Below are 20,658 nucleotides of genomic sequence, written 5' to 3' on the forward strand. Positions count from 1 at the left end.
GTTGCCGGCTTATGCGGCGGGCAATCCCATCGCATGCAACCGTTCGAGGATGTGCGCCGGATCGCGGTGCTGCGGGGTGGCGGTCTCGGCGACCTGATGTTCGTCCTGCCGGCGGCGCACGCCCTGCGCCAGGCCTATCCCGATGCCGAGATCACGCTGCTCGGCACCCCGAACCACGCTCGGCTGCTCGACGGCCGGCCGAGCCCGATCGATCGGGTCATGCGACTGCCCGCCGCCGAGGGCGTGCACGAGCCGCCGCCCGGCGACGTTGACGAACTGCCCGCCCAGCACGAGTTCTTCCGGGCGGCGCTGGCCGAACGGTTCGACCTCGCCTGCCAGCTGCACGGCGGCGGGCTGTGGTCGAACCCGTTTCTCCGCAGCCTCGGGGCGAGGCACACGGTCGGCACGCGCACGCCCGGCGCGGCCGTGTTGAGCCGGTGGTTGCCCTACCGCTACTACCAGCACGAGACCCTGCGGTGGCTAGAGGTCGTAGGCCTGGCCGGCGCGGCGCCCGTAACCCTCGACGCCGGTCTCGCGGTCACCGAACGAGACCTGGCCGCGGCCGACGAGGCGTTGTCCGGGTTGCCCGGCCGCGTCATCACCCTGCATCCCGGGGCCACGGACCCCCGGCGGTGCTGGCCGGCGGAGAAGTTCGCGGACGTCGCCGCGCACGCCGTCGCCTCCGGCCACAGCGTGGCGGTCATCGGCACCCGGTCGGAGCGGGAACTGGTCGACTACATCGTCGACCAGGCCCGGGCGCCGCTGCGCATCCGCGGCCTGGCCGGCGCACTCGACCTCAGCGGCATGGTCGGAGTGTTGTCGCGCAGCGCCGTGGTCGTGGCCAACGACAGCGGGCCCCGGCACATCGCGGAGGCCATCGGCACGCCGACCGTGAGTATCTTCTGGTGCGGCAACATGATCAACGCGGGGCCCTTCTGGCGGGGCAGGCACCGCCCGCACATCGCCTGGACGGTGCGGTGCCCCGGCTGCGACCGGTCGCTCACCGACCAGGGCGAATCCGACTGCGGCGACTACAACTCCTGGGTCGCCGACGTCCCCGTCCCGGCCGTCCTGGCCGACATGGACGGCATCATGGCGGCCACGAGCCCTCTTCGGCGTGCGTCACGACCAGTTCCCTGAGCTCGCAGTTGCCCGGCTGGCTGAGGGCGAACACCACGGCCGCCGCCACGTCGTCCGGATCGTTGAGCCGGGCGTCGTCCGGCGGCTTGTAGCGTTCCTCGCGGTCGTCGAAGAACTTGGTCCGCATGCCGCCGGGCACCAGCAGGGTCACGCCGACCCGCCCGGTCAGCTCGGCGGTCAACGCCCGGGTGAAGCCCACGACCCCGAACTTCGAGGCGCAGTAGGCCGTCGCGTCGCTGACCGCGCTGAAGCCCAGCGTCGACGCCACGGTCACGATCCGACCACGTGAGTCGATGAGGTACGGCAGCGCGGCCCGGACCACGGCGGCGGTGCCGAGCAGGTTCACCGTCACGACCCGGTCCCACTCGGCTCCGTCTATTGTGGACAGCTCGCCGCACCGATCGGTGCCGGCGGCGGTCACCACACCGTCCAGGCCGCCGTTGCGGTCGGCGATCTCCCGCACCGCGTGCTCGGCGGCCCGAGGGTCGGCCAGGTCGACCCGGACGAAGTCGTCGCATTCCGCCGGCTCGTCCCGGTCCAGCACCACGGCCACGCCGCCGGCCTTGCGCACGGCCCGGACGACCGCCGCCCCCAGTCCGGACGCTCCCCCGCTGACAACAATGGCTCCCACTGGTTCTCCCTCATTCCACATTGGACAACAGTGCCACCAGCCGGGTGGTGGAACGCCCGGCGTGGTACGGCACGACCACGCACTCGCCGCCCCATTCCCGGACGACCGCCGACTCCGGCAGCGTTTCCGCCGAGTAGTCGCCGCCCTTGACCCACACCTGCGGCCGCAGCTCGCGCAGCACGTCCCGCGGGGTGTCGCCGTCGAACACCACGACCGCGTCCACGCAGCCGATCGACCGCAGCATCTCGGCCCGGTCGCGCTGGTTGTTCACCGGCCGTGACGCGCCTTTCAGCCGGTGGACCGACGCGTCGGAATTCAGGCACACCACCAGGAAATCGCCCAGCTGGCGGGCGGCCCGCAGCGTTCGGACATGGCCGGTGTGCAGGATGTCGAAACAGCCGCCGGTGGCCACGATCCGGCCGCCGCGAGCACGCACCGCCTCGATCGCCAGCGCGTCCGGCGCCGCCCCAGCCGAGACGAACTCGGTCGCGGCGGCCACGGCTGCGGCGACGGCGACATCCAACGCCTTGCCCCGCACCAGGTTCGTGGCGGCCGATGCGGCGAAGCGGTCTCCGCCGCCACACGGGTCGACCACCGGCACCCGTCGCGCGGGCACGGCCACCGGCGAACCGCCCAGGTGCAGCAACGCGCCTTCGTCGCCCAAGGTGACCGCCACCCCGTGCGGCCGAAACCGTCCCAATAGGACAGCGGCGGCGGCCCGAGCGCCGGAAACCCCGGCCAAGCTCTCCGCCTCGGCCAGATTCGGGGTGTACAAACGCACCCCTGGCACCGGATCCGGACCGCGCGGGTGCGGATCCCAGACCACCGGCACGCGCCGGGCGAGCTGGCTCAGCACTCGCCGCAGACGCGGATCCGCCGCGATACCCCGGCCGTAGTCGGACACCAGGACGGCATCGGCGGCCCGAACCGCGTCGATCATCTCGTCGGTCACCTCCGGCGGCCGCTCGCTGCCGCCCCGGTCGAACCGGGCCAGGGAATGCCCCTGGGCCCGCAGGCGCGTCTTCACCACCGTCGCGCCGAAGGAACGGCCGGCGACCACTCGCACTTCCGACAGGCACGAGCGCAGCACGGCCGCGTCCTCGTCGTCGGACAGCGCGGTGACCAGCGTCGTCGGCACTCCGTCGCTCGCCGCGAGCACGGCCGCCAGGCCGGCGCCGCCGGCCCGGGGTCGCTCGGTCACCATGTCCAGCACCGGGGCCGGGCCGTCCGGGCACACCCGGCTCACCGAGCCCAGAATGTCCTTGTCCAGCAAGGCATCCCCCACGACGACGAGGTTCACGAGGCCCGCCTTTCCAGCCGGGCCAACGCCTGCTCGAACGCGCCGCACAGCACGTGCACGGCGACCAGGTGGGCCTCCTGCACGGTCGCCGACTCCGCCGGCACACACAACGCTTCGTCCACAATGGACGCCAGTGGGTTCGGGGCCCGGCCGGTCATCGCCCAGCTGGTCGCCCCGGCCCGGCGCGCGGCCTCGGCCGCCCGCAGCACGTTCGGGCTGCGGCCGCTGGTGGACAGCAACACCACCACGTCGCCGGGCCGGGCGTGGCCGGTGACCTGCCGGGCGAACACGTCGTCGTAGCCGTAGTCGTTGCCGATCGCCGTCATCGTCGACGTGTCGGCGTGCAGCGCGATGGCCGAGAACGGCCGCCGGTCGCCGTCGAACCGTCCCACCAGCTCGGCGGTCAGGTGCTGGGCCTCGGCCGCCGAGCCGCCGTTGCCGGCCGCGAGCAGCCGGCCCCCGCCGCTCAGCGTGGCAGCCAGCTGATGGCCCCACCGGTCCAGCGAGGACGACTGCGCACGGAGCCAGTCCAGCGCCTCCCGCAGGTCGTCGACGTGCCTGATCGAGTTCACGACGACACCTCCAGCACAGTGCCGGCCGGCACCACGCCGGCCCGCTGGTAGACCTGCTCGGTGTCGGCAGCGACCCGACTCCAGGCATAGCGGGCCCGCGCCCGGTCGCAGCCGGCGGCCCCGAAGGCCTCGCGCTGGGCGGCGTCCTCCAGCAGCGGCCGCAGCACCTTGGCCAGCTCGACCGGATCCAGCGGCGGCACAAGCCGTCCGGTGACCCCGTCGACCACGGTGTCGGTCAGCCCGCCGACGGCCGCCGCCACCACCGGGACACCACAGGCCATGGCCTCCAACGGAACGATGCCGAACGGCTCGTACCACGGTGTGCAGACGACGACGTCGCTCGACCGCAGCAAGGCCGGCATGTCCGTCCGAGACACCTGACCGAGCAGCGTGACCCGGTCGCTGACGCCGTGCTGCTGTGCGAGTCGGCGCAGCCGACGGGCCTCGGCGTCGGCCGACAACCCGGACGGCCTCGGCCCGCCGGCGATCACCAGCTCCGTCCGCGGCAGTCGGGCCAGCGCCTCGACAGCGATGTCGAACCCCTTGCGCGGCACCAGCCGGCCGACGGCGAGCAGCCGGTGGCGCCGGCCGCGGTCGGCGACGGGCCCGGACGGGCTGAACTGCCGCGGGTCCACTCCGCACGGCACCACCGAGATCCGCGACCTCGGCACGCCCATCCGGATCAGCTCGAACACCTCGTCCGAACAGGTCGCGGCGACTCGGGACACGCTGCGCCCGACCAGTCGCTCCAACCGCTGCCTCGCCGCCGGGCTGGTGTCGTCCCGCCCCTGATGCCGGCGCTTGACCGAACCGAGCGCGTGGAAGGTCTGCACCACCGGCGCCCCGAGGTCCGCCGCCGCCAGCACCGACGCCAGGCCCGACATCCAGAAGTGCGCGTGCACGACGTCAGGCGGCCGCTGCCGCCAGTCACGGGCGAGGGCGTCGGCGAATTCGCCCATGTGCGGCAACAGTTTGTCCTTGGCCAGCGGACCCGGTGGACCCGCCGGCACGTGCACGACGCCGAAACCCCGCGCGGTGTCGACCCGCTCGGGCAGGTCCGGGTCCGTGCGGCGGGTGTGCACGACGACCTCGTGGCCCCGGCCGGCCAGCGCCGACGACAGCTCGGCGACGTGCAGGTTCTGCCCGCCGCAGTCGACCTCGCCGAGCGCCGCCAGCGGACTGGCGTGCTCGGAGACCATCGCGATCCTCATGACTACCTCCCACGTTCCACGGTCTCGGTCAGCAACCAGTCCCAGTCCCGCAGGAAAGCCGCCAACCCGTACCGGGCCAGCGCCGCCCGCCGGGCCCGCTGCCCCAGTTCGGCCGCCCGGTCCGGGGCCGCGACCAGCTCACGCGTCGCGTCGGCCAGCGCCTCGATCCGGGTGGAGACGACGCCGGCGTCCGGCGGCACGGCCTCGATCGCCTCCGTGGCCGCGAACACCACCACCGGCAGGCCCAGGTGCATCGCCTCGATCAGGGACAGCCCCAGCGAAGTCCAGCGCGGCGGATGCACGTACACCCGTCGCCGGGCCAGCTCGGCGTGCAGCTTGTCGGTCCACAGGTCGCCGACCGGGTGCACGCCGGGCAGGTCGAGCCGGTCGACGCCGATGCCGAACACGTCGATCGGCGCGAACCAGGGCAGCAGATCGGTGCCGGTGACCCGGTGCCGCCGGGCCGGCTCGTTGATCACGGCGGCGGCCGTGGCCAGCTCGCCGGTGTAGCGCGGGCCGGGATCCGGCACGCCGTGCTCGACCACGGTCGTCGGGGCCCGGCCCGAGTCCCACATCGCCTGGTTGAAGTGGGTGACGTGGGCCAGCCGGATGTCGTCGCGGTCGGCCAGCGGGTGCGGCTGTCCCTTGGGCGTGTTGTGCTCCACGTACACCATCGGCGCCCGGCCCCGCACCCACTTCTGCACGAGTTCGAGCTCCTCGGGCCGTTGCAGCACAACGACATCCACCTCGGACGCAGCGGTGATCTCGACGGCGTTGGGCCAGTGGCGGCCTTGTTTGCCGCCGCCCCACGGGCCTTTGGGGATCAGGTACTCGTGCCGGCCGGCGACGAAGGCGTTCATCCACCCGGCGTGCACGTGCCAGACCAGCACCCGCAGCCGGCGCTCGGGGGCCGTCCATCCGGTGGGCGGCAGCACCGCGCGCTCGCTCACGCCCGCACCCCCTGCAACGCCTCGACCGCGTCCGCGACCTCGGCAGCCGTGACCGAGTTCAGGCACGGATGCCCGGCCAGCGGGCAGATCCGGGCCCGGGTGCCACGGCACGGCGATGTCTGGTCGCCGAGCACGACGCACGGCACTCGGTACGGCGCCCAGCGCCGCGTCGGCACGACCGGGGAGAACAGTGACACCACCGGGGTTCCGACGGCGGCGGCCAGATGCGCGGGGCCGGTGTTGCCGACCACCACCGCTTCCGCGCCGGCCAGCGTCGCGGCCAGCTGCGGGAAGGTCGTGCGGCCGCCGAGGTCGACGCCACAGTGGCCGGCGACCCTGGCCGTCAGCGCCCGCTCGTCGGGTCCGCCCGTGACCACCACCTTGCGGCCACGGCGGGTCAGCTCGACCACGGCCTGCGCACACCGCTCCGGCGACCACGCCCGTGACGGCGCGGACGCGCCCGGATGCACTACCACGTAAGGACTTTCTCCGATGAGACGTGGCCTTTTCGGCAGCGCCCGGACGGACAGCCGGCCGTCGTCGTCCGGCCCCAGCGCGAATCCGGCCGCCCTGGCGACCGTCAGCGCGCGTTCGGGCTCGGGCAGGTCCTCGTCCACCTCGATCCCCGGCCGCAAGCGAACGTCCAGCAGCGACCCCGGATAGTCCTCCGACACCGCGGCGATCCACGGCACGCCGGCCATCCGCAACAGCAGCGCCATCGGCAGCGGCGACTGGTGATACGAGGTGAGCACCAGCGCGGTGTCGAACCCTCGGCGCCGCAACGTCCTGCGCACCGCCGCGAGATCCCTGTTGTCCACTTCGGACGGAGTAGGGTCGATCCACGGGCAGCGCCACACCAACACGTCGTGCACGCCGGGCAGCATCCGCGCCGCCTGCTTGCCGCCGGGTCCGCACAGGAACGTGACGTCGTTGCCCTGGGCGGCGGCTCGCACCGCCGGCCCGGATACCAGCACGTCGCCCTCGCTGTCGAGCCGGACGACCAGCACGCGGCGCCTCATCGCAACGCCATCTCGACCGCGGCCACCACATCCGGGGCCACCTCGGGGGCGGCATCGATCTCCTCGCGCCGCGTTTCCGCTGTGGGCACCAGAATCGCCCGCGCCCCGGCGGAGAGCCCGGCTTCGGCGTCGGCCCCGATGTCCCCGATCACGGTGATGCGGTGGGGCGGGAGGCCCAACTCCGCGGCCGCCGCCAGCACCATGCCGGGTTTCGGCTTGCGGCAAGGACATCCGTCGGCCACGCCGTGCGGGCAGACCTGCCACGTGTCGAACGGGCCCAGCAGCTCGTCCACCCGGTCGTTCACGGCGACCACCTCGTCCACTGTGATCAGTCCCCGCGCAACGCCGGACTGGTTGGTCACCACGCCGACCGCGATCCCTCGGCCTCGGGCCAGATCCACGGCTCGACGCGCGCTCGGCACCGGGAGTACCCTGCCCGGGTCTCCGTTGTAGGGCACGTCGACGACCAGGGTGCCGTCCCGATCGAACAGCACCGCGTCGCAGCCTTCGCTCGCAGTCACGGTGGACGAGATCCCCGCTGCGAGTGGGAGTAAACGCGGGCCGAAGAACTACTACTCACCGTCACCGGCCCGGTTGATCATGCCGGTTTGGCCTTGTCAGGGCGGGGTAGCCCGTCCGGGTGCGGCCTTCCGTGCTCGCCTTGCGGGCCTTGAATCTCGGCGATCTCCTCGTCGCCGTGCCGGCGCTGCGAGCGCTGCGCCGGCACTGGCCGCAACACCGGCTGCACCTGGCCACTTCCGCTTGGCTGGCCCCGGTGGTCGAGCTCATCGGCGGTGTCGACCAACTCGTGCCGGCCAACGGTCTCACCGCCCTCGACGGCGTGGAAAGCCCCGATGTGGCGGTGAATCTGCACGGGGCCGGCCCGGAGAGCAACGCGGTTCTCGACGCCCTCGCGCCCCGGCGCCGTATCGGCCACCGCGGGCACGGCTGGGACGGTCCGATGTGGACGGACGACGGGCACGAGCGCCAACGCTGGTGCCGAATGCTCGCCGCCCACGGCATCCCTTGCGACGCCGACGATCTCTTGCTCCGGCCGCCATCGACGCCCAGCATCGCGCCCGGGGTCGTGGTCATCCACCCCGGCGCCGGCTACGGCAGCCGCCGCTGGCCGGTCGAACGCTACGCCCAGGTGGCGGCGCGAATCGGCGATCGTGTCGTGGTGACGGGCACCGCTCGGGAGCGTGCGCTGGCGTCGGCTGTCGGCGTGCCGGACCAGGACGTCCTCGCCGGCCGTCTCGACCTGGCGCAGCTGGCCGCGCTGATCGCCGAGGCGCGGCTGGTGATCTCCGGCGACACCGGCGTCGCCCACCTCTGCTACGCCTACCGGACCCCGTCGGTCGTGCTGTTCGGGCCGGCCCCGGTCGAGCAGTGGGGCCCGCCGGCCGACGGCCCCCATCGCCCGCTCACCGTCGCCTCGGCTCGGCGCGGCGACCCCTTCGCCGACGACCCCGATCCCGCGCTGCTCGGCGTCGACGTCGATGCCGTCCTGGCCCGTGCCGCCGAACTGCCGGCGACGCCACCCGATCGGCGCAGAACGAATCCCCGGCGACAGGTTTGATCGCGGGCGGAGAAGGTGGCCAGGCCGCACGTGTTCCGCAGCTGCCGCTACGGCGAGGCCGCGCCTCAGCTGACCGCTCCGAGGGCGGCGCTAACGGCCGTGATGATGACCCCGCCGAGGGCGATGGCCATGAAGGAGCGGAGGAATCCGGTGCCGAAGAACCGCCACCGGATCCAGGACAGGGCCACCAGTTCGAAGGCGATCGTGGCCAGCGCCACCACCAGCGCGAGCCCGTACTGCGGGATCAGGAACGGCAGGGTGTGCAGCACGCCGCCGAGGAAGGTGCCGGCGCCGGTGATCGCGCCGCGCCGGTAGGGGCTGCCGCGCCCGGTGAGGTCGCCGGTGTCGGACAGGCCCTCGGAGAAGGCCATGCTCACGCCGGCGCCGATCGCGGTGGCCAGTCCGGTGAAGAAGGCGTAGATCGGCTGGTGGGTGGCCAGTGCGACGGCGAACACCGGCGCCAGTGTCGACAGCGAGCCGTCGATGAGGCCGGTCATGGCGGGCTGCACCCGCTGCAACAGGAACGAGCTGTCCGCCCGGCGGGGCAGGGCCAGGGTCGTCATGGTGACGCTCCTTCGCTCGATTACTGAACTATCAGTTTCGTATGTAACAACGGTAGCGGCGGTGTGGGTGTTCCTGACCAGCCTGTGGGCTACGGAACAGCGCACACATCCGAAACTGGTCGTACAGTTTCTAGTGAGGACATCGGAAACGGAGGAGCCATGCGACAGACAGAACTGGGCGGCACGGGCCTGGAGATCACCCCGGTCGGCTTCGGCGCGTGGGCGATCGGCGGGGGCGGCTGGGAGTTCGGCTGGGGACCGCAGCGGGAGGACGAGGCGATCGCCGCCATCCACCGGGCGCTCGAGCTCGGCGTCAACTGGATCGACACGGCCGCCGCCTACGGGTTCGGCCGCTCGGAACGCACCGTCGGCCGCGCGCTGGCCGGCCTGGACCGCCGGCCGTACGTGTTCACGAAGTGCTCGCTGCTCGACGACGGCACCGGGCGCGTGCGGCACAGCCTCGATCGCGACTCGATCCTGCGGGAGGCCGAGGCCAGCCTCCAGCGGCTCGGCGTCGACGCGATCGACCTGTACCAGATCCACTGGCCCATCCCGGACGAGGACATCGAGCAGGGCTGGGCCGCCATGGCCGAGCTGAAGGAACGGGGCCTGGTCCGGCACATCGGCGTGTCCAACTTCGACGTCAAGCAGCTGCGCCGCATCCAGGAGATCGCCCCGGTCGCGACGCTCCAGCCGCCGTACTCGCTGATCGACCGGGACGCCGAGGCGGAGATCCTGCCCTTCGCGCGGCACGACAACATCGGCGTGATCGTCTACTCGCCGATGGGCTCCGGCCTGCTGACCGGGGCGATCACCCGCGAACGCCTCGCGGCCATGGCCGAGGACGACTGGCGCAAGACCGACCCGCGGTTCACCGAACCGCAGCTCAGCCGGCACCTCGCGCTGGCCGACCGGCTTCGGCGGGTCGCCGACCGGCACGGCGTCACCCCCGGCGCGGTCGCGGTCGCCTGGACGCTGCGTAACCCGGCGGTGTCCGGCGCGATCACCGGATTCCGCCGCCCCGACCAGGTCGACCCGATCCTCGCCGCGGCCGACCTGCGACTCACCGACCAGGACATCGCGGAGATGACGGCATGACCGAGATCGGATTTGTCGGACTGGGCAGCATGGGCGCGCCGCTGGCCGCGCGGCTGCTGCCCGGAAACCGTGTGTACGGGACCAATCGCACCGCGGCCAAGGCCGCCGCGCTGATCGAGCAGGGCTTGGTCTGGCGGGACACGCCACGCGAGGTCGCCGCCGCCGCGGACGTCGTGTTCAGCATGGTCACCGACGACAACGCGCTCACGGCGATCACCGCCGGTCCCGACGGGATCCTGGCCGGCCTGCGACCGGGGACGCTGTACGTCGACATGAGCACGGTGAGCCCGCAGGCCAGCCGCGCGCTCGCGGCACAGGTCCGAGGGGTGGGCGGCACGATGATCGACGCGCCGGTCTCCGGCAGCGTCCCGGCGGCCGAGAGCGGCACGCTGGCGATCATGGCCGGCGGCCCCGAGCCGGCGTTCCGGGCGGCCGAGCCGCTGCTGCGCCGGCTGGGCAGCACCGTCACCCACGTCGGCGGCAACGGCCAGGGGCTACTGCTCAAGCTGGCGATCAACATCAGCCTCGCCGCCCAGCTGCTGGCCTTCAGCGAGGGGCTGCTGCTGGCCGAACGCGGTGGCGTCGACCCCGAGCTGGCCGCCAGGGTGATGACCACCTCGTCGATCGGATCACCGCTGCTGCGGACGCGGGCCCCGCTTGTGCTGGACCTGCCCGAGCAGGCCTGGTTCGACGTGCGGATGCTGCACAAGGACATCCGACTCGCGCTGGCGGCCGACACCGGGATGCCCTTGCCCGCGGCCGCGGCGGCCGACCGTGTGCTCGGCCAGGCCGAGGCGCTGGGTTACGGGCACCGGGACGTGGCTAGTCTGCTGCACGTGCTGGCTGAGCAGTCCGGATCCGACCCGAGGGCGGCATGACGAACGAAGGCAACCGGGGACGGCCGCGCAGCCAGCAGGCGCACCAGGCGATTCTCACCGCCGCCGCGGAACTCCTGCTGGAACGTGCCCTGGCCGACGTCAGCATGGACGCCGTCGCGCAGCGGGCCGGAGTCAGCAAGGCCACCATCTACCGGTGGTGGCCGACCAAGGAGGCGCTGGCCCTCGACGCGCTCTATGCCGAGTGGAACACCACCCGCCCCTTCCCGCGCGACACCGGTTCGCTGCGCGGTGACCTGCTGTCGCTGCTGCGGCCGTGGGCCCGGCTGGCCACCAGTCGGCCCTACGGCCGCGTGCTCGCCGCCCTGCTCACCGCCGCGCAGTCCGACCCGGTGTTCGCCAGCGAGTACCGGCAGCGGTTCGTCGAGCCCCGCCGCGACCAGGCCGGCGCCCTGTTCCAACGGGCCATCGAACGCGGCGAGATCCCCGCCGGTGCCAAGATCGACGTCGCCCTGGACCTGTTGTACGGCCCGCTCTACCACCGGCTGCTGCACGGCCACGCGCCGCTGACCGACCGGTTCGTCCGCGACGTCGTCGACCTGGCGCTCGACGGTATCCTGCCCCGCCCGGCCGTGACGCCGAGCTAGGCTCGGTTCTTGTCCGTGGTCACCGCGTCTCCTCGGGGACGGCCAGGGCGCGGGCGGCCAGCCGGGCCACCGTCGGCGTGAGCTCGGGATCGGACCGGTCGGGCAGGCGTCGGCCGAACGCGGTGCACGCGGTCAGAGCCCTGACGCAGGCCAACAAAACCTCGATGCCCGGCTGCGCGCCCGGCACCTGGAGCAGCGCCCGCACCAGGCCCGGCAACGCGAGCAGCGGGTGCTCCGGATCGTCGGCGGCGATCAGGACCGGTCCGCGGAGTTCGATGCGCGGGTCGACCACGGGCACGCCGCCGCCGACCGGGTCGAGCACCGCGTCCGCGCGCTGGGCGATCCGGCTCAATGGGAAGGTCACCGCGTCGGCGGGATGCCAGCTGGCGATCTCGCCGACCCCGGCTGCGACCAGCAGCGGGCACAGCGTGGGGATCGCGGTGGACTCGGCGATCACCACCCGGGCCGCGCCCGGCTGCTTGCGGGCCTGCCTGAGCGCGGCGAACAGCGAGGCGGCCAAGGCCACCGCGGTCAGCTCCTCCCGGGTGACGCAGGGAATGCCCCACGCCGCGGACAGGTCGGCCTGCCGTAGCCGGGCCGCGGCCGTGTCCAGGCCGGCGAGGTAGACCGCGTCCACATCGCCGGGCGGCGCCTGCCGCGAGTCGACGGCAGGCAGCACCACGGCGTCGAGACCGGGAATCGGCAGGGGCAGCTCGGTGTCCTCGTCGCCGAGAACGGCGATCATCGGTTCTCCTCACGCAATGCCACCAGGATCTCGGGGTCCATCCAGCCCTGGATGTCGACACCGTGGTGGCGGCCGACCTCGATCAGGTCCATCAGCCGCCCGGCGTGCAGCCCCGCCTCATAGGGATGACCGGCCTGCCGCGCGGCCCGCAGCGCCTGCTGCGCGTCCTGGACTCGGCCGCGTAGCGCCGCGACGAACTCACTCACCGACCCCGACCCTTCGTTGACACGAGGAATCCATAGTCTGCGCAGTTAAAGATACGCGCAAGTCTTCAGGCGTGAGACCTGGGGTACACGCTCCTGGTCGAGCCGGCTGTGGGCGCTACAGGTCGTTGCCGGCGTATGACAGGTTGAAACTCTTGTTGACCAGCGGGAAGTCCGGCACGATCGTGTCCGCGAGGGCGACCGGCAGCGCGGGCCAGTTGACGAAGCTGGGGTCGACGATCTTCACCCGGCGCAGGGCGCCGTCGGCGGCGAGTTCGACGCGGTGCACGATGGTGCCCCGCCACCCTTCGACGATGCCCACGCCCGATCCGCTCACCGCGCTCGGCGGTGTGTCGTCGCGGTCGCGGGCGTCATGGAGCAGCGCGATGATCGTCGCGATGGACTCCTGAATCTCCCCGGCCCGGACCAGAAATCGGGACATCACGTCACCATCGGTGCGGCTGGGCACAGTGCGCGGCAGTCCGGTGCGCAGGAACGGAAAGTCGTGGCGGGCGTCCACCGTGAGGCCGCTGGCTCGGGCGACATAGCCCAGCGTGCCCAGGTCGGCGGCCTGCTTCGCGGTGAGCACGGCGGTGCCGGCGAACCGGTCGTTGACCACACTGTGGTCCATGGCCAGCGCGACCACCTCGGCGACGTCCGCGCCGATCGCCTGCAACACACGGATGTCCGGCGGTCGCACGAGGGTGGTCGCGCCGGGGCGGATCGCGCCCCGCAGCAGCCGGTGCCCGGTGACCTCGTCGTTGATCCGCAGGAGTTGTTCCCGTATCCGCTGGGCGTGGGCGTTGAGGATGCCGTGGCCGACGTCGTTGCACAGCGCCCCGATGTCGGTGACGTGGTTGTAGAGCCGTTCCAGTTCCAGCAGGATCGCCCGGGACCGCTGGGCCGACGTCGGCACGGGAATGCCCAGGGCGTCCTCGACGGCCAGGCAGAAGGCCAGGTTGTGCCCGACCGAGGTGTCCCCGCTGACCCGCTCGGCCAACTCGACGCCGGCGTCGGCCCGTCGGCCCTGGAACAGCTTCTCGACGCCCCGGTGCACGAACCACAGGCGGGCCTTGAGGTTGAGGATGGTCTCGCCGACCACGGAGAACCGGAAGTGCCCGGGTCCGATCATGCCGGCGTGCACCGGCCCGACCGGGATCTCGTACACCCCGGGGCCTTCCACCGTCCTAAAAGGATACGGGCCGTCGACGTCGCCGAAGGCGGGCGGATCGCCGGCGTCGGCCAGCATCGGATACCAGCCCCTGGGCCAATGGAAGTGTCGGACGAGTCGCCGGGGCAGCGGATGCTCGTCGGGCACGATCCCGTAGAGGTCGCGCATCTCCCGCTCGAACCGTCCGGCCGGGAAGGAGATCCCGGCCAGGCTCGGCAGGTGCGGCGACTCCCGATCCAGCGGCACGTGCAGTTCGAGGCGGTGGTCGGTGGCCGCGTCGGTGAACAGATACACCGCGCGCAGCTGGTCGCCGTCGTCGTGACCGGCGACCAACGCGACCCGATAACCGGATTCCAGCAGGGACAGGGCGTGGCCGGGCAACTCGCCGGGGCTGATCGACTGGGCGGTGCGGCGGTGGCCGACCAGATCGCCGAAGGTCCGTGTCATGGTGTCCCCACAAGGATCGCGGCGGCCGAGGCCAGCAGATCGGTCAACGGTCCGGCGGTGACGCCGAGCCCGGCGCACACCGCGAGCCCGCCCAGCAACGCGGTCGCGGCGAACACCGGCAGGCGGGGCCCGGCCGCCGTGGCGGCGCCGGGGCTGTCGGGCGGGCTGCCCAACAGCATCCGGCTGGTGTGGGTGAGCAGGGCGGCGGCGATCACCAGCACCAGCAGGAGTGCGGCGGCGGTGGCCCAGCCCAGCCCCGAGGCGAACCCGGCGCGGGCGATCCCGAGTTCGCTGGCGAACACGCTGAACGGGGGCATCCCGATCAGCGCGAGCATCCCGAACCCCAGGCACCCGGCCACCAGCGGCTGGCGGGCGGCCAGTCCGCGGACCTCGCCGATCCGGCTGGCGCCGGTGGTCTGGAGGACGTGGCCGGCGCCGAGGAACAGCACGCCCTTGGCCAGGCCGTGGCCCAGGATGTGCAGCAGCACCGCGGCCGCGGCCAGCGGGCCGCCGACCGCGGCGCCGAGGGCCAGCAGACCCATGTGCTCGATGCTGGAGTAGGCCAGCATCCGCTTGTAGTCGCGCTGGGCCACCAGCAGCGACGCGGCCAGCACGAGCGAGGCCAGCGCCATGACGATCAGCAGGGCACGGGCGAACCCGATGCCCAGCGCCGCGTCGGCGATCACCTTCACCCGCAGGATCGCGTAGAACGCGACCGACAGCAGCACCCCGGACATCAGCGCCGACACCGGCGCCGGGGCCTGCGAGTGCGCGTCGGGCAGCCAGGCGTGCAGCGGCGCCAGCCCGGCCTTCGTGCCGAAACCGATCACCAACAGCGCCACCGCGATCCTGGTGACCCCGGGATCAAGGGCGTGCGCGCCGGCCACCAGCCCGGCCCAGTCCAACCCCGGCGCGCCCGGGCTGTGCCGGGCGGCGTAGTTGAGCAGCAGCGTGCCCAGCAGAGCCAATGCGATCCCGGTCGAGCAGATCACCACGTACTTCCACGCCGCCTCGACCGCCGAGCGGGTGCGGCGTTGCCCGACCAGGAACGCGGTGACGATCGTCGTGGCCTCGATCGCGATCCACAGCACGCCCAGGTCCGCGGCCAGCACCGCCAGCGCCATGGCGGCCAGGAACGCCTGCACCAGCAGACTGTGCCGGGTGGCGGTGCGCGGGCTCGCGCGACCGGCCCGGATCTCGGCGGACAGATACGCCGGGGTCGCGGCGGTGGCCAGCGATCCGACCGCGCCGATCACGATCAGCATGAACGCCGACAGCGCGTCCACCCGCACCAGGCCGCCCAGCGCGGTGTGCGACCCAGCCGTGGCGACCGCGACAGCAGCGCCGATCCCGGCGGCCAACACCAGCGCGGCGCTGACGGCGCTCAGCCACGCCGTGGCCGGCCGCCACCCGGCCACCAGAAACACCACGGCCCCCACCAGCGGCGCCAGGACCGGCACGAGCGTCAACATCGTGATCATCAGTCGTGCAACTCCCGCAACTCGTCCAGGTCGGTGTCGCCGAAGGACTCCCGCATCCGGCTGGTCAGGATCCGCAGCACCAGCACGGCCAGCAGCACGTCCAGCGACACCCCGAGCTCGACGACCAGGCCGACCCCGGAGGTGGTGAGGAACCCGATCGCCGTGATTCCGTTGTCCATCAACAGGAACCCGACCAGCTGCGACAACGCGCGGCGGCGGGTGACCAGCACGAAGAAGCCGAGCAGCACCACCGTGACGCCGACCGGGACCGCCCGCGTGGCCGGCGACGGGTCGAGCGCGACCAGCGGCTGGGAGACGGCGTAGGCCAACAGGGTCAGCAGGGCCGCCGCCAACAGCGAGGCGGCGACATTGACCAGCGGCCGGGTCTCCCGCCGGGCCGGCCCGGCCTGGTCCAGGGCCCGGCGCAGCAACCAGGGAAGCAGGCCCGCGCGCAGCACCAGGATCCCGATCGCGACCCCGCCAAGTTCCGAGGATCCCTCACGAATCGCCAGCACACCGACCAGAGCGGCCAGCGCCACGCCCTGCACGGCGAAGACCCGAACGATCACGGCCAGCTCCCGGCGCCACAGCACCAACACGGCCGTCAGCAACAGCCCGCCACAGGCCAGGTCCAGCAGCTGGACCGAGGTGGTGTCAGTCACGGGATGGCGTTCTCCTTGTCAGGCCAGAAAAAACGAGGCGGCGACCGCGAGCAGGGCCAGCAGGAACGAGCCGGCCAGCAACTCCGGCACCCGAAACAGCCGCAGTTTGGCCAGGAACACCTCGCCCGCCGCCAGGATCGCGCCCAGCACCGTGACCTTGACCGCCACGGCCACGACCCCCGAGAGCACCGCGAGCGGACTGGTCGAGGTGGCGATGCCCCACGGCACGAACAGATTGGCCAGCAGACCGAGGAACACCGTGAGCCGCATCGCCGAGGCCAGCTCGACCAGCGCCAGGTCCGGGCCGGCGTACTCCAGCACCATGGCCTCGTGCACCATGGTCAGCTCCAGGTGCGTGGACGGATTGTCCACCGGCAGCCGCCCGGTCTCGGCGACGATCACCACGGTCAGCGCGACCGCCGCCAGCAGACTGACCGGCGAGACCACCCGGGACGGATCATGCAGGGTGGAGGACACGATCGCGGCCAGGTTGGTCGAGCCCACCCGCACCGACAGGGCGAAGATCGCCACCAGCAGGGTCGGCTCGACCAGCGCGATGATGGTCATCTCCCGGCTGGCGCCCATGCCGCCGAACGCCGTGCCGGTGTCCAGGCCGGCCAGCGCCAGCGCCACGGTGCCCGCCGCCAGCAGGGCGACGACCGCGAACAGGTCCGCGACCGGGTCCAGCGCCGACTCGGTGGTGACGTACGGGACCACGACCGCGACCACCAGCGTGGTGGCCACCAGCACCAGCGGCGCGAGCCGGAACACCTCGCTCGTGCCGCGCGGCGTGATCGGCTCCTTGCCGAACAGCTTGCGCAGATCCCGCCAGGGCTGGCCGATCCCGGCCCCCGCGCGGCCTTCCAGCCTCGCCCGGACCTGGCGCATCACCCCGACCAGGACCGGGGATCCGGCCACGATCACCAGCGGCTGCACCACGCCGCCGACCACACCCAGTGCGCTCATCGGGTCGTCTCCTGCCCTTCGGCGTGGTCGGCGGCGGCCAGCAGCGCGGCGGCCGCGGCACGGGCGGCGGCCGGCGCCAGCCGCAGCGTGGTCAGGGCGCTCGCCTCCTGGGCGGTGCGCATCAGCAGCACAACGCTGCGGTGATCGGGTCGGCTGGCGATCGCCAGGCCGTCGTCATCGTCGACTACTGTCCACAAAGGACCGGACGGTAACTGCTCGTCCGGCGTCGGCAGGTGCACGATCACGACGCCACCGCGGCGGCTGTGGGCGTTCACGGGAGCACCGCCAGCAGGATCAACAGGCCGCAGACGGTGTAGAAGCCGTAGCCGAGATAGCGGTGCACGCTGCCGGTGGCCAACCGCCGCCCCGCCCGGCCCCAGGCGGCCACGGCGGTCAGCACGGGCCGATAGAGGCGGCGTTCGATCCGGTCGGGCACCTGCCGCCGATAGCGCACGGCTTCCACCAGGTAGGCGGACTCACGGCTGTGCGTGACGTCCACATCGGTCTCCGGCTCCACCACGTTGTCGAAAACCCGTTGCAAGGGTTCGGCGAAGGAGGTCGCGGTGTATTCCATTCGCGCCGACAGCGGGCCGGCGCCGCAGTCCCACAGCCGTGCCGCGCGGCGTGCCCGGCGCACCGCGACCGCCCGCAGCACGCCGATCACCAGCACGGTCGCGGCGGCCAGGGCGATGGCCATCATCAACGGCGAGAGCGACCCGGCCACCCCGGCCAGCCGGACCGTCACCGCGTCGGCCAGGGTGGGGCCGGGCGAGCCCACCACGCGGCCGGCCACCGACCCGATCGCCGGCAGCACCACTCCCGGCAACAGCGCCAACCCGACGCAGGCCGCGCCCGCGATCCCCATCCCGGCCAGCATGGCGGCCGGGCTCTCCCGAGCGTTCTCGGCCCCGGAACTCCTTGGCCGGGCCAGGAATCCGACGCCGAACGCCTTGACGAAGGTGGCCACCGCCAACCCGGCGGTCAGCGCCACCGCGGCCACCGCGATCGGCATGGCGATCGCGGTCGCGGCCCCCGATGCGGGCAGCCCGTGGATCAAGGCCTGCAACAGCAGCCACTCACTGACGAACGCGGTGCCCGGCGGCAGCGCCGAGGCGGCCAACGCGCCCAGCCCGAACGCCGCCGATGTCGCCGGCATCGACACGCGCAGACCGCCCAGCGCGTCCAGGTCACGGCTGCCGGCGCCGTGCAGGACCGAGCCGGCGGCCAGGAACAGCAGCGTCTTGAACGCCGCGTGGTTGACCACGTGCAGCAGAGCGGCGGCCAGCGAAAGCCCGGCCAGCACCAGGTCGCCGGCCGAGGCGAACATCCCGGCGGCGCCCACGCCGACCAGCGCCAACCCCATGTTCTCGGTGGTCGAGTAGCCCAGCAGCCGTTTGAGGTCGGTGCTCATCGCGGCCTGGAGGATGCCGTAGACCGCCGAGGCCGCCCCCAGCGCCAGCACCACCAGCCACCACCAGCGGGGGCCGCCGCCGAGCAGGTCGAACCCGACCCGCACGATCCCGTACACGCCGAGGTTGACCATCGCCGCCGACATCAACGCCGACACGGGGCTGGGCGCCTCCGGGTGTGCCCGGGGCAGCCAGGCGTGCAGCGGCAGGATCCCCGCCTTGGCACCGAATCCGACCAATGCCAGCAGGAACACCACGGCAGCCGCGGTCGGCGACAGGTGCCGTCCGGCGTCCCGCAGCGCGGGGAACGAATCCGTCGAAGCGTGCGCCGCCAGCACCAGCAGGCCGATCAGGATCGCGATCAGCCCCAGGTGCGTCATCACCGCGTACCAGCGGCCCGCCTCGGCCACCTCGGGCCGGCGCTTGTGCTCGGCCAGCACCAGCAGCAGCGAGAACAGCGCCATCAGCTCCCAGCACACCAGCAACGTGCCCACGCTGGCGGCGCAGACCACCAGCAGCATCGCCACCACGAACAGCGGGAACACCGCCTGCACCAGCCGGCCGGCGCTGTCGCGGGCGTAGCCGACGGCGTAGACGCCGGCCGCGACGGCCACCGCGCCGACGACCGCCAGGAACAGGCCGCCCAACGCGTCCACCATGATCGTCACGCCGGACAGTGGCAGCAGCGCCGGCAGGCGCAGGGAAAACGCCGTGCCGGACATCGCCCAGATCCCGGACGCCACCGCGGCCGCGCCGCAGAGCGCCGTGCCCACGCCGGACGCCACCGCCCGCAGTCGCCGCGGCACAACCACAGCGGTCAGCGCCGACAGCAGGCCGACCGCCACCGCGACGCCGAGGCTCGCTCCTGTCGGGTTCACCGGCCGGTCAGCTTCCGCAGCCCCTCGATGACCGCCTCCGGCCGCGGCGGGCAGCCCGCGATCTCCACGTCGACCGGAACCACATCGCGCACCGCTCCGGCCACCCCGTAGGCGCCGGCGAACACCCCGCAGTTCCGTGCGCAGTCGCCGACCGCGACCACCACCTTCGGGCCGGGCACGGCGTCGTAGGTGCGGCGCAGCGGCTCGGCCATGTTGCGCGTCACCGGACCCGTCACCAGCAGCGCGTCGGCATGCCGTGGCGAGGCCACCAGCCGGGCCCCGTAACGGTCGGCGTCGTACACCGGGCCGAACGCCGCGGCGATCTCCACCTCGCACCCGTTGCACGAGCCCGCGTCCACGTGCCGCACCTGCACCGACCCGCGCAGCCCCGCCGCGGCCGCCGGCCGGTCAACCTCCGGCCGTGGCGGCGCCGGTTCGGCCACCCGCCCGACACTGCGGATCTTGCGCCACAGCCCCAACACACTCTGCTCCCTCGTACGAGATCCGGGAGCGGCCACCCCGCCCGGCGACCGTGAGTGAGGACGGCGGGGCGACCGCGGTCTAACTTCCCCCTGTTGCCGACTCCGAGGCGTCCGGCGCGGGGGCCGTGCGCAGGTCGGCCAGCAGCTCGACCTGCCCCGACAGCACCCCGGTCAGGATCGACCGCGCCACCGCGAGCAGTTCCGCCACCTGCGGGCTGGTCAGCGAGTAGAAGACGTTCGAGCCCTCCTTGCGCGTGGTCACCAGTCCGGCCCTCCGCAGCACCGCCAGCTGCTGGGACAGGTTGGCCGCCTCGATGCCCACCTCCGGGAGCATCTCCGCCACCGCGTGCTCCCGCTGGCTGAGCAGCTCCAGCACCCGAATCCTCGCCGGATGCCCCAACGTCTTGAAGAACTCCGCCTTCAGCTGGTAGAGCGGCCTGCTCACGTCGACCGCCCCACACCCAGCTCCGCCTGCGCCGGCGCGCACCCCGTGTCCACTGTTGTCGTCATGTCGTAGATCCTTCCTCGTCCGCCGGATGCCCGAGGACCGACCACGCCAACTCCCGCGAGACTCAGCAATTGCATACCTTAGCAAGTCTTCATAAGCCCGACTCCGCCGGGTCGTCCACCGCCACCACCCCAGGCCCGCCGCGCACCTCGCCGCAGCG

General features: G+C 72.8%; 23 protein-coding genes. 5 read left to right on the forward strand and 18 right to left on the reverse strand.

Going from position 1 to position 20,658, the window contains the following annotated elements; genetic code table 11:
- Window positions 1-33 precede the first annotated feature (33 nt).
- Window positions 34-1,140 carry a glycosyltransferase family 9 protein gene (locus tag ACIG5F_RS41475; RefSeq protein WP_396525677.1) on the forward strand — a complete coding sequence of 369 codons (1,107 nt, stop codon included), beginning with the start codon at window positions 34-36 and terminating at the stop codon, window positions 1,138-1,140.
- Here ACIG5F_RS41475 and ACIG5F_RS41480 read toward each other — a convergent pair.
- The 7 genes from ACIG5F_RS41480 to ACIG5F_RS41510 form a co-directional block, all read right to left on the reverse strand.
- Window positions 1,091-1,792, reverse strand: a complete 702-nt coding sequence (locus tag ACIG5F_RS41480; protein ID WP_396525678.1) for an SDR family oxidoreductase — start codon at window positions 1,790-1,792, stop codon at window positions 1,091-1,093. The genes ACIG5F_RS41475 and ACIG5F_RS41480 overlap by 50 nt on opposite strands.
- Complete coding sequence (rfaE2, locus tag ACIG5F_RS41485) at window positions 1,782-3,071, reverse strand: D-glycero-beta-D-manno-heptose 1-phosphate adenylyltransferase (RefSeq protein ID WP_396525680.1); 1,290 nt, start codon at window positions 3,069-3,071, stop codon at window positions 1,782-1,784. Before rfaE2 ends, ACIG5F_RS41480 begins: the two co-directional genes overlap by 11 nt.
- Window positions 3,068-3,643, reverse strand: a complete 576-nt coding sequence (locus tag ACIG5F_RS41490) for an SIS domain-containing protein (RefSeq protein ID WP_396525681.1) — start codon at window positions 3,641-3,643, stop codon at window positions 3,068-3,070. The genes rfaE2 and ACIG5F_RS41490 overlap by 4 nt, the downstream gene beginning before the upstream one ends.
- The gene (locus ACIG5F_RS41495; RefSeq protein ID WP_396525682.1) at window positions 3,640-4,854 is read right to left on the reverse strand and encodes a glycosyltransferase; all 1,215 of its coding nucleotides are present in this window, start codon (window positions 4,852-4,854) and stop codon (window positions 3,640-3,642) included. Before ACIG5F_RS41495 ends, ACIG5F_RS41490 begins: the two co-directional genes overlap by 4 nt.
- 2 nt (window positions 4,855-4,856) lie before the next feature.
- On the reverse strand, window positions 4,857-5,714 hold the full coding sequence (locus tag ACIG5F_RS41500; RefSeq protein WP_396525737.1) for a glycosyltransferase: 858 nt from the start codon (window positions 5,712-5,714) through the stop codon (window positions 4,857-4,859).
- Between the two features lie 86 nt (window positions 5,715-5,800).
- Window positions 5,801-6,823 (reverse strand): glycosyltransferase family 9 protein, encoded by a 1,023-nt coding sequence (locus tag ACIG5F_RS41505; protein WP_396525683.1) that lies wholly within the window; start codon window positions 6,821-6,823, stop codon window positions 5,801-5,803.
- Entirely contained in the window at window positions 6,820-7,344 is a 525-nt protein-coding gene (locus ACIG5F_RS41510; protein WP_396525684.1) for a D-glycero-alpha-D-manno-heptose-1,7-bisphosphate 7-phosphatase, read from the reverse strand. Before ACIG5F_RS41510 ends, ACIG5F_RS41505 begins: the two co-directional genes overlap by 4 nt.
- A gap of 119 nt (window positions 7,345-7,463) precedes the next feature.
- On the opposite strand from ACIG5F_RS41510, the gene ACIG5F_RS41515 reads away from it, so the two are divergent.
- Window positions 7,464-8,402: a glycosyltransferase family 9 protein gene (locus tag ACIG5F_RS41515; protein ID WP_396525686.1), complete on the forward strand. Its 939-nt coding sequence runs from the start codon at window positions 7,464-7,466 to the stop codon at window positions 8,400-8,402.
- A gap of 65 nt (window positions 8,403-8,467) precedes the next feature.
- On the opposite strand, the gene ACIG5F_RS41520 is transcribed toward ACIG5F_RS41515, so the two are convergent.
- The gene (locus ACIG5F_RS41520; protein WP_396525687.1) at window positions 8,468-8,965 is read right to left on the reverse strand and encodes a hypothetical protein; all 498 of its coding nucleotides are present in this window, start codon (window positions 8,963-8,965) and stop codon (window positions 8,468-8,470) included.
- Window positions 8,966-9,124: 159 nt separating this feature from the next.
- On the opposite strand from ACIG5F_RS41520, the gene ACIG5F_RS41525 reads away from it, so the two are divergent.
- Genes ACIG5F_RS41525 through ACIG5F_RS41535 form a run of 3 tightly spaced genes read left to right on the forward strand, consistent with a single transcriptional unit; the run spans window position 9,125 to window position 11,546 of the window.
- Window positions 9,125-10,063 (forward strand): aldo/keto reductase, encoded by a 939-nt coding sequence (locus ACIG5F_RS41525; protein WP_396525688.1) that lies wholly within the window; start codon window positions 9,125-9,127, stop codon window positions 10,061-10,063.
- Entirely contained in the window at window positions 10,060-10,941 is an 882-nt protein-coding gene (locus tag ACIG5F_RS41530) for an NAD(P)-dependent oxidoreductase (protein WP_396525689.1), read from the forward strand. Before ACIG5F_RS41525 ends, ACIG5F_RS41530 begins: the two co-directional genes overlap by 4 nt.
- Window positions 10,938-11,546: a TetR/AcrR family transcriptional regulator gene (locus tag ACIG5F_RS41535; protein ID WP_396525690.1), complete on the forward strand. Its 609-nt coding sequence runs from the start codon at window positions 10,938-10,940 to the stop codon at window positions 11,544-11,546. Before ACIG5F_RS41530 ends, ACIG5F_RS41535 begins: the two co-directional genes overlap by 4 nt.
- A 19-nt stretch (window positions 11,547-11,565) precedes the next feature.
- On the opposite strand, the gene ACIG5F_RS41540 is transcribed toward ACIG5F_RS41535, so the two are convergent.
- The 10 genes from ACIG5F_RS41540 to ACIG5F_RS41585 form a co-directional block, all read right to left on the reverse strand.
- Window positions 11,566-12,291, reverse strand: a complete 726-nt coding sequence (locus tag ACIG5F_RS41540) for a hypothetical protein (RefSeq protein WP_396525692.1) — start codon at window positions 12,289-12,291, stop codon at window positions 11,566-11,568.
- On the reverse strand, window positions 12,288-12,497 hold the full coding sequence (locus tag ACIG5F_RS41545) for a hypothetical protein (protein ID WP_396525693.1): 210 nt from the start codon (window positions 12,495-12,497) through the stop codon (window positions 12,288-12,290). Before ACIG5F_RS41545 ends, ACIG5F_RS41540 begins: the two co-directional genes overlap by 4 nt.
- Before the next feature lie 115 nt (window positions 12,498-12,612).
- Window positions 12,613-14,112 (reverse strand): NADH-quinone oxidoreductase subunit C, encoded by a 1,500-nt coding sequence (locus ACIG5F_RS41550; protein WP_396525695.1) that lies wholly within the window; start codon window positions 14,110-14,112, stop codon window positions 12,613-12,615.
- Complete coding sequence (locus tag ACIG5F_RS41555) at window positions 14,109-15,593, reverse strand: proton-conducting transporter membrane subunit (protein ID WP_396525696.1); 1,485 nt, start codon at window positions 15,591-15,593, stop codon at window positions 14,109-14,111. The genes ACIG5F_RS41550 and ACIG5F_RS41555 overlap by 4 nt, the downstream gene beginning before the upstream one ends.
- On the reverse strand, window positions 15,593-16,255 hold the full coding sequence (locus ACIG5F_RS41560; protein WP_396525697.1) for a hypothetical protein: 663 nt from the start codon (window positions 16,253-16,255) through the stop codon (window positions 15,593-15,595). The genes ACIG5F_RS41555 and ACIG5F_RS41560 overlap by 1 nt, the downstream gene beginning before the upstream one ends.
- 18 nt (window positions 16,256-16,273) lie before the next feature.
- Complete coding sequence (locus ACIG5F_RS41565; RefSeq protein ID WP_396525698.1) at window positions 16,274-17,221, reverse strand: respiratory chain complex I subunit 1 family protein; 948 nt, start codon at window positions 17,219-17,221, stop codon at window positions 16,274-16,276.
- On the reverse strand, window positions 17,218-17,496 hold the full coding sequence (locus ACIG5F_RS41570; RefSeq protein WP_396525699.1) for a hypothetical protein: 279 nt from the start codon (window positions 17,494-17,496) through the stop codon (window positions 17,218-17,220). The genes ACIG5F_RS41565 and ACIG5F_RS41570 overlap by 4 nt, the downstream gene beginning before the upstream one ends.
- Window positions 17,493-19,508 carry a proton-conducting transporter membrane subunit gene (locus tag ACIG5F_RS41575; protein WP_396525700.1) on the reverse strand — a complete coding sequence of 672 codons (2,016 nt, stop codon included), beginning with the start codon at window positions 19,506-19,508 and terminating at the stop codon, window positions 17,493-17,495. Before ACIG5F_RS41575 ends, ACIG5F_RS41570 begins: the two co-directional genes overlap by 4 nt.
- A complete protein-coding gene (locus ACIG5F_RS41580; RefSeq protein ID WP_396525701.1) occupies window positions 19,505-19,990 on the reverse strand; it encodes an NADH-quinone oxidoreductase subunit B family protein in 486 nt (161 codons plus the stop codon). Before ACIG5F_RS41580 ends, ACIG5F_RS41575 begins: the two co-directional genes overlap by 4 nt.
- A gap of 79 nt (window positions 19,991-20,069) precedes the next feature.
- Window positions 20,070-20,435: an ArsR/SmtB family transcription factor gene (locus ACIG5F_RS41585; RefSeq protein ID WP_396525703.1), complete on the reverse strand. Its 366-nt coding sequence runs from the start codon at window positions 20,433-20,435 to the stop codon at window positions 20,070-20,072.
- Window positions 20,436-20,658 lie beyond the last annotated feature (223 nt).

The organism is Kutzneria sp. NPDC052558, from assembly GCF_044547355.1.
Lineage (GTDB): Bacteria > Actinomycetota > Actinomycetes > Mycobacteriales > Pseudonocardiaceae > Kutzneria.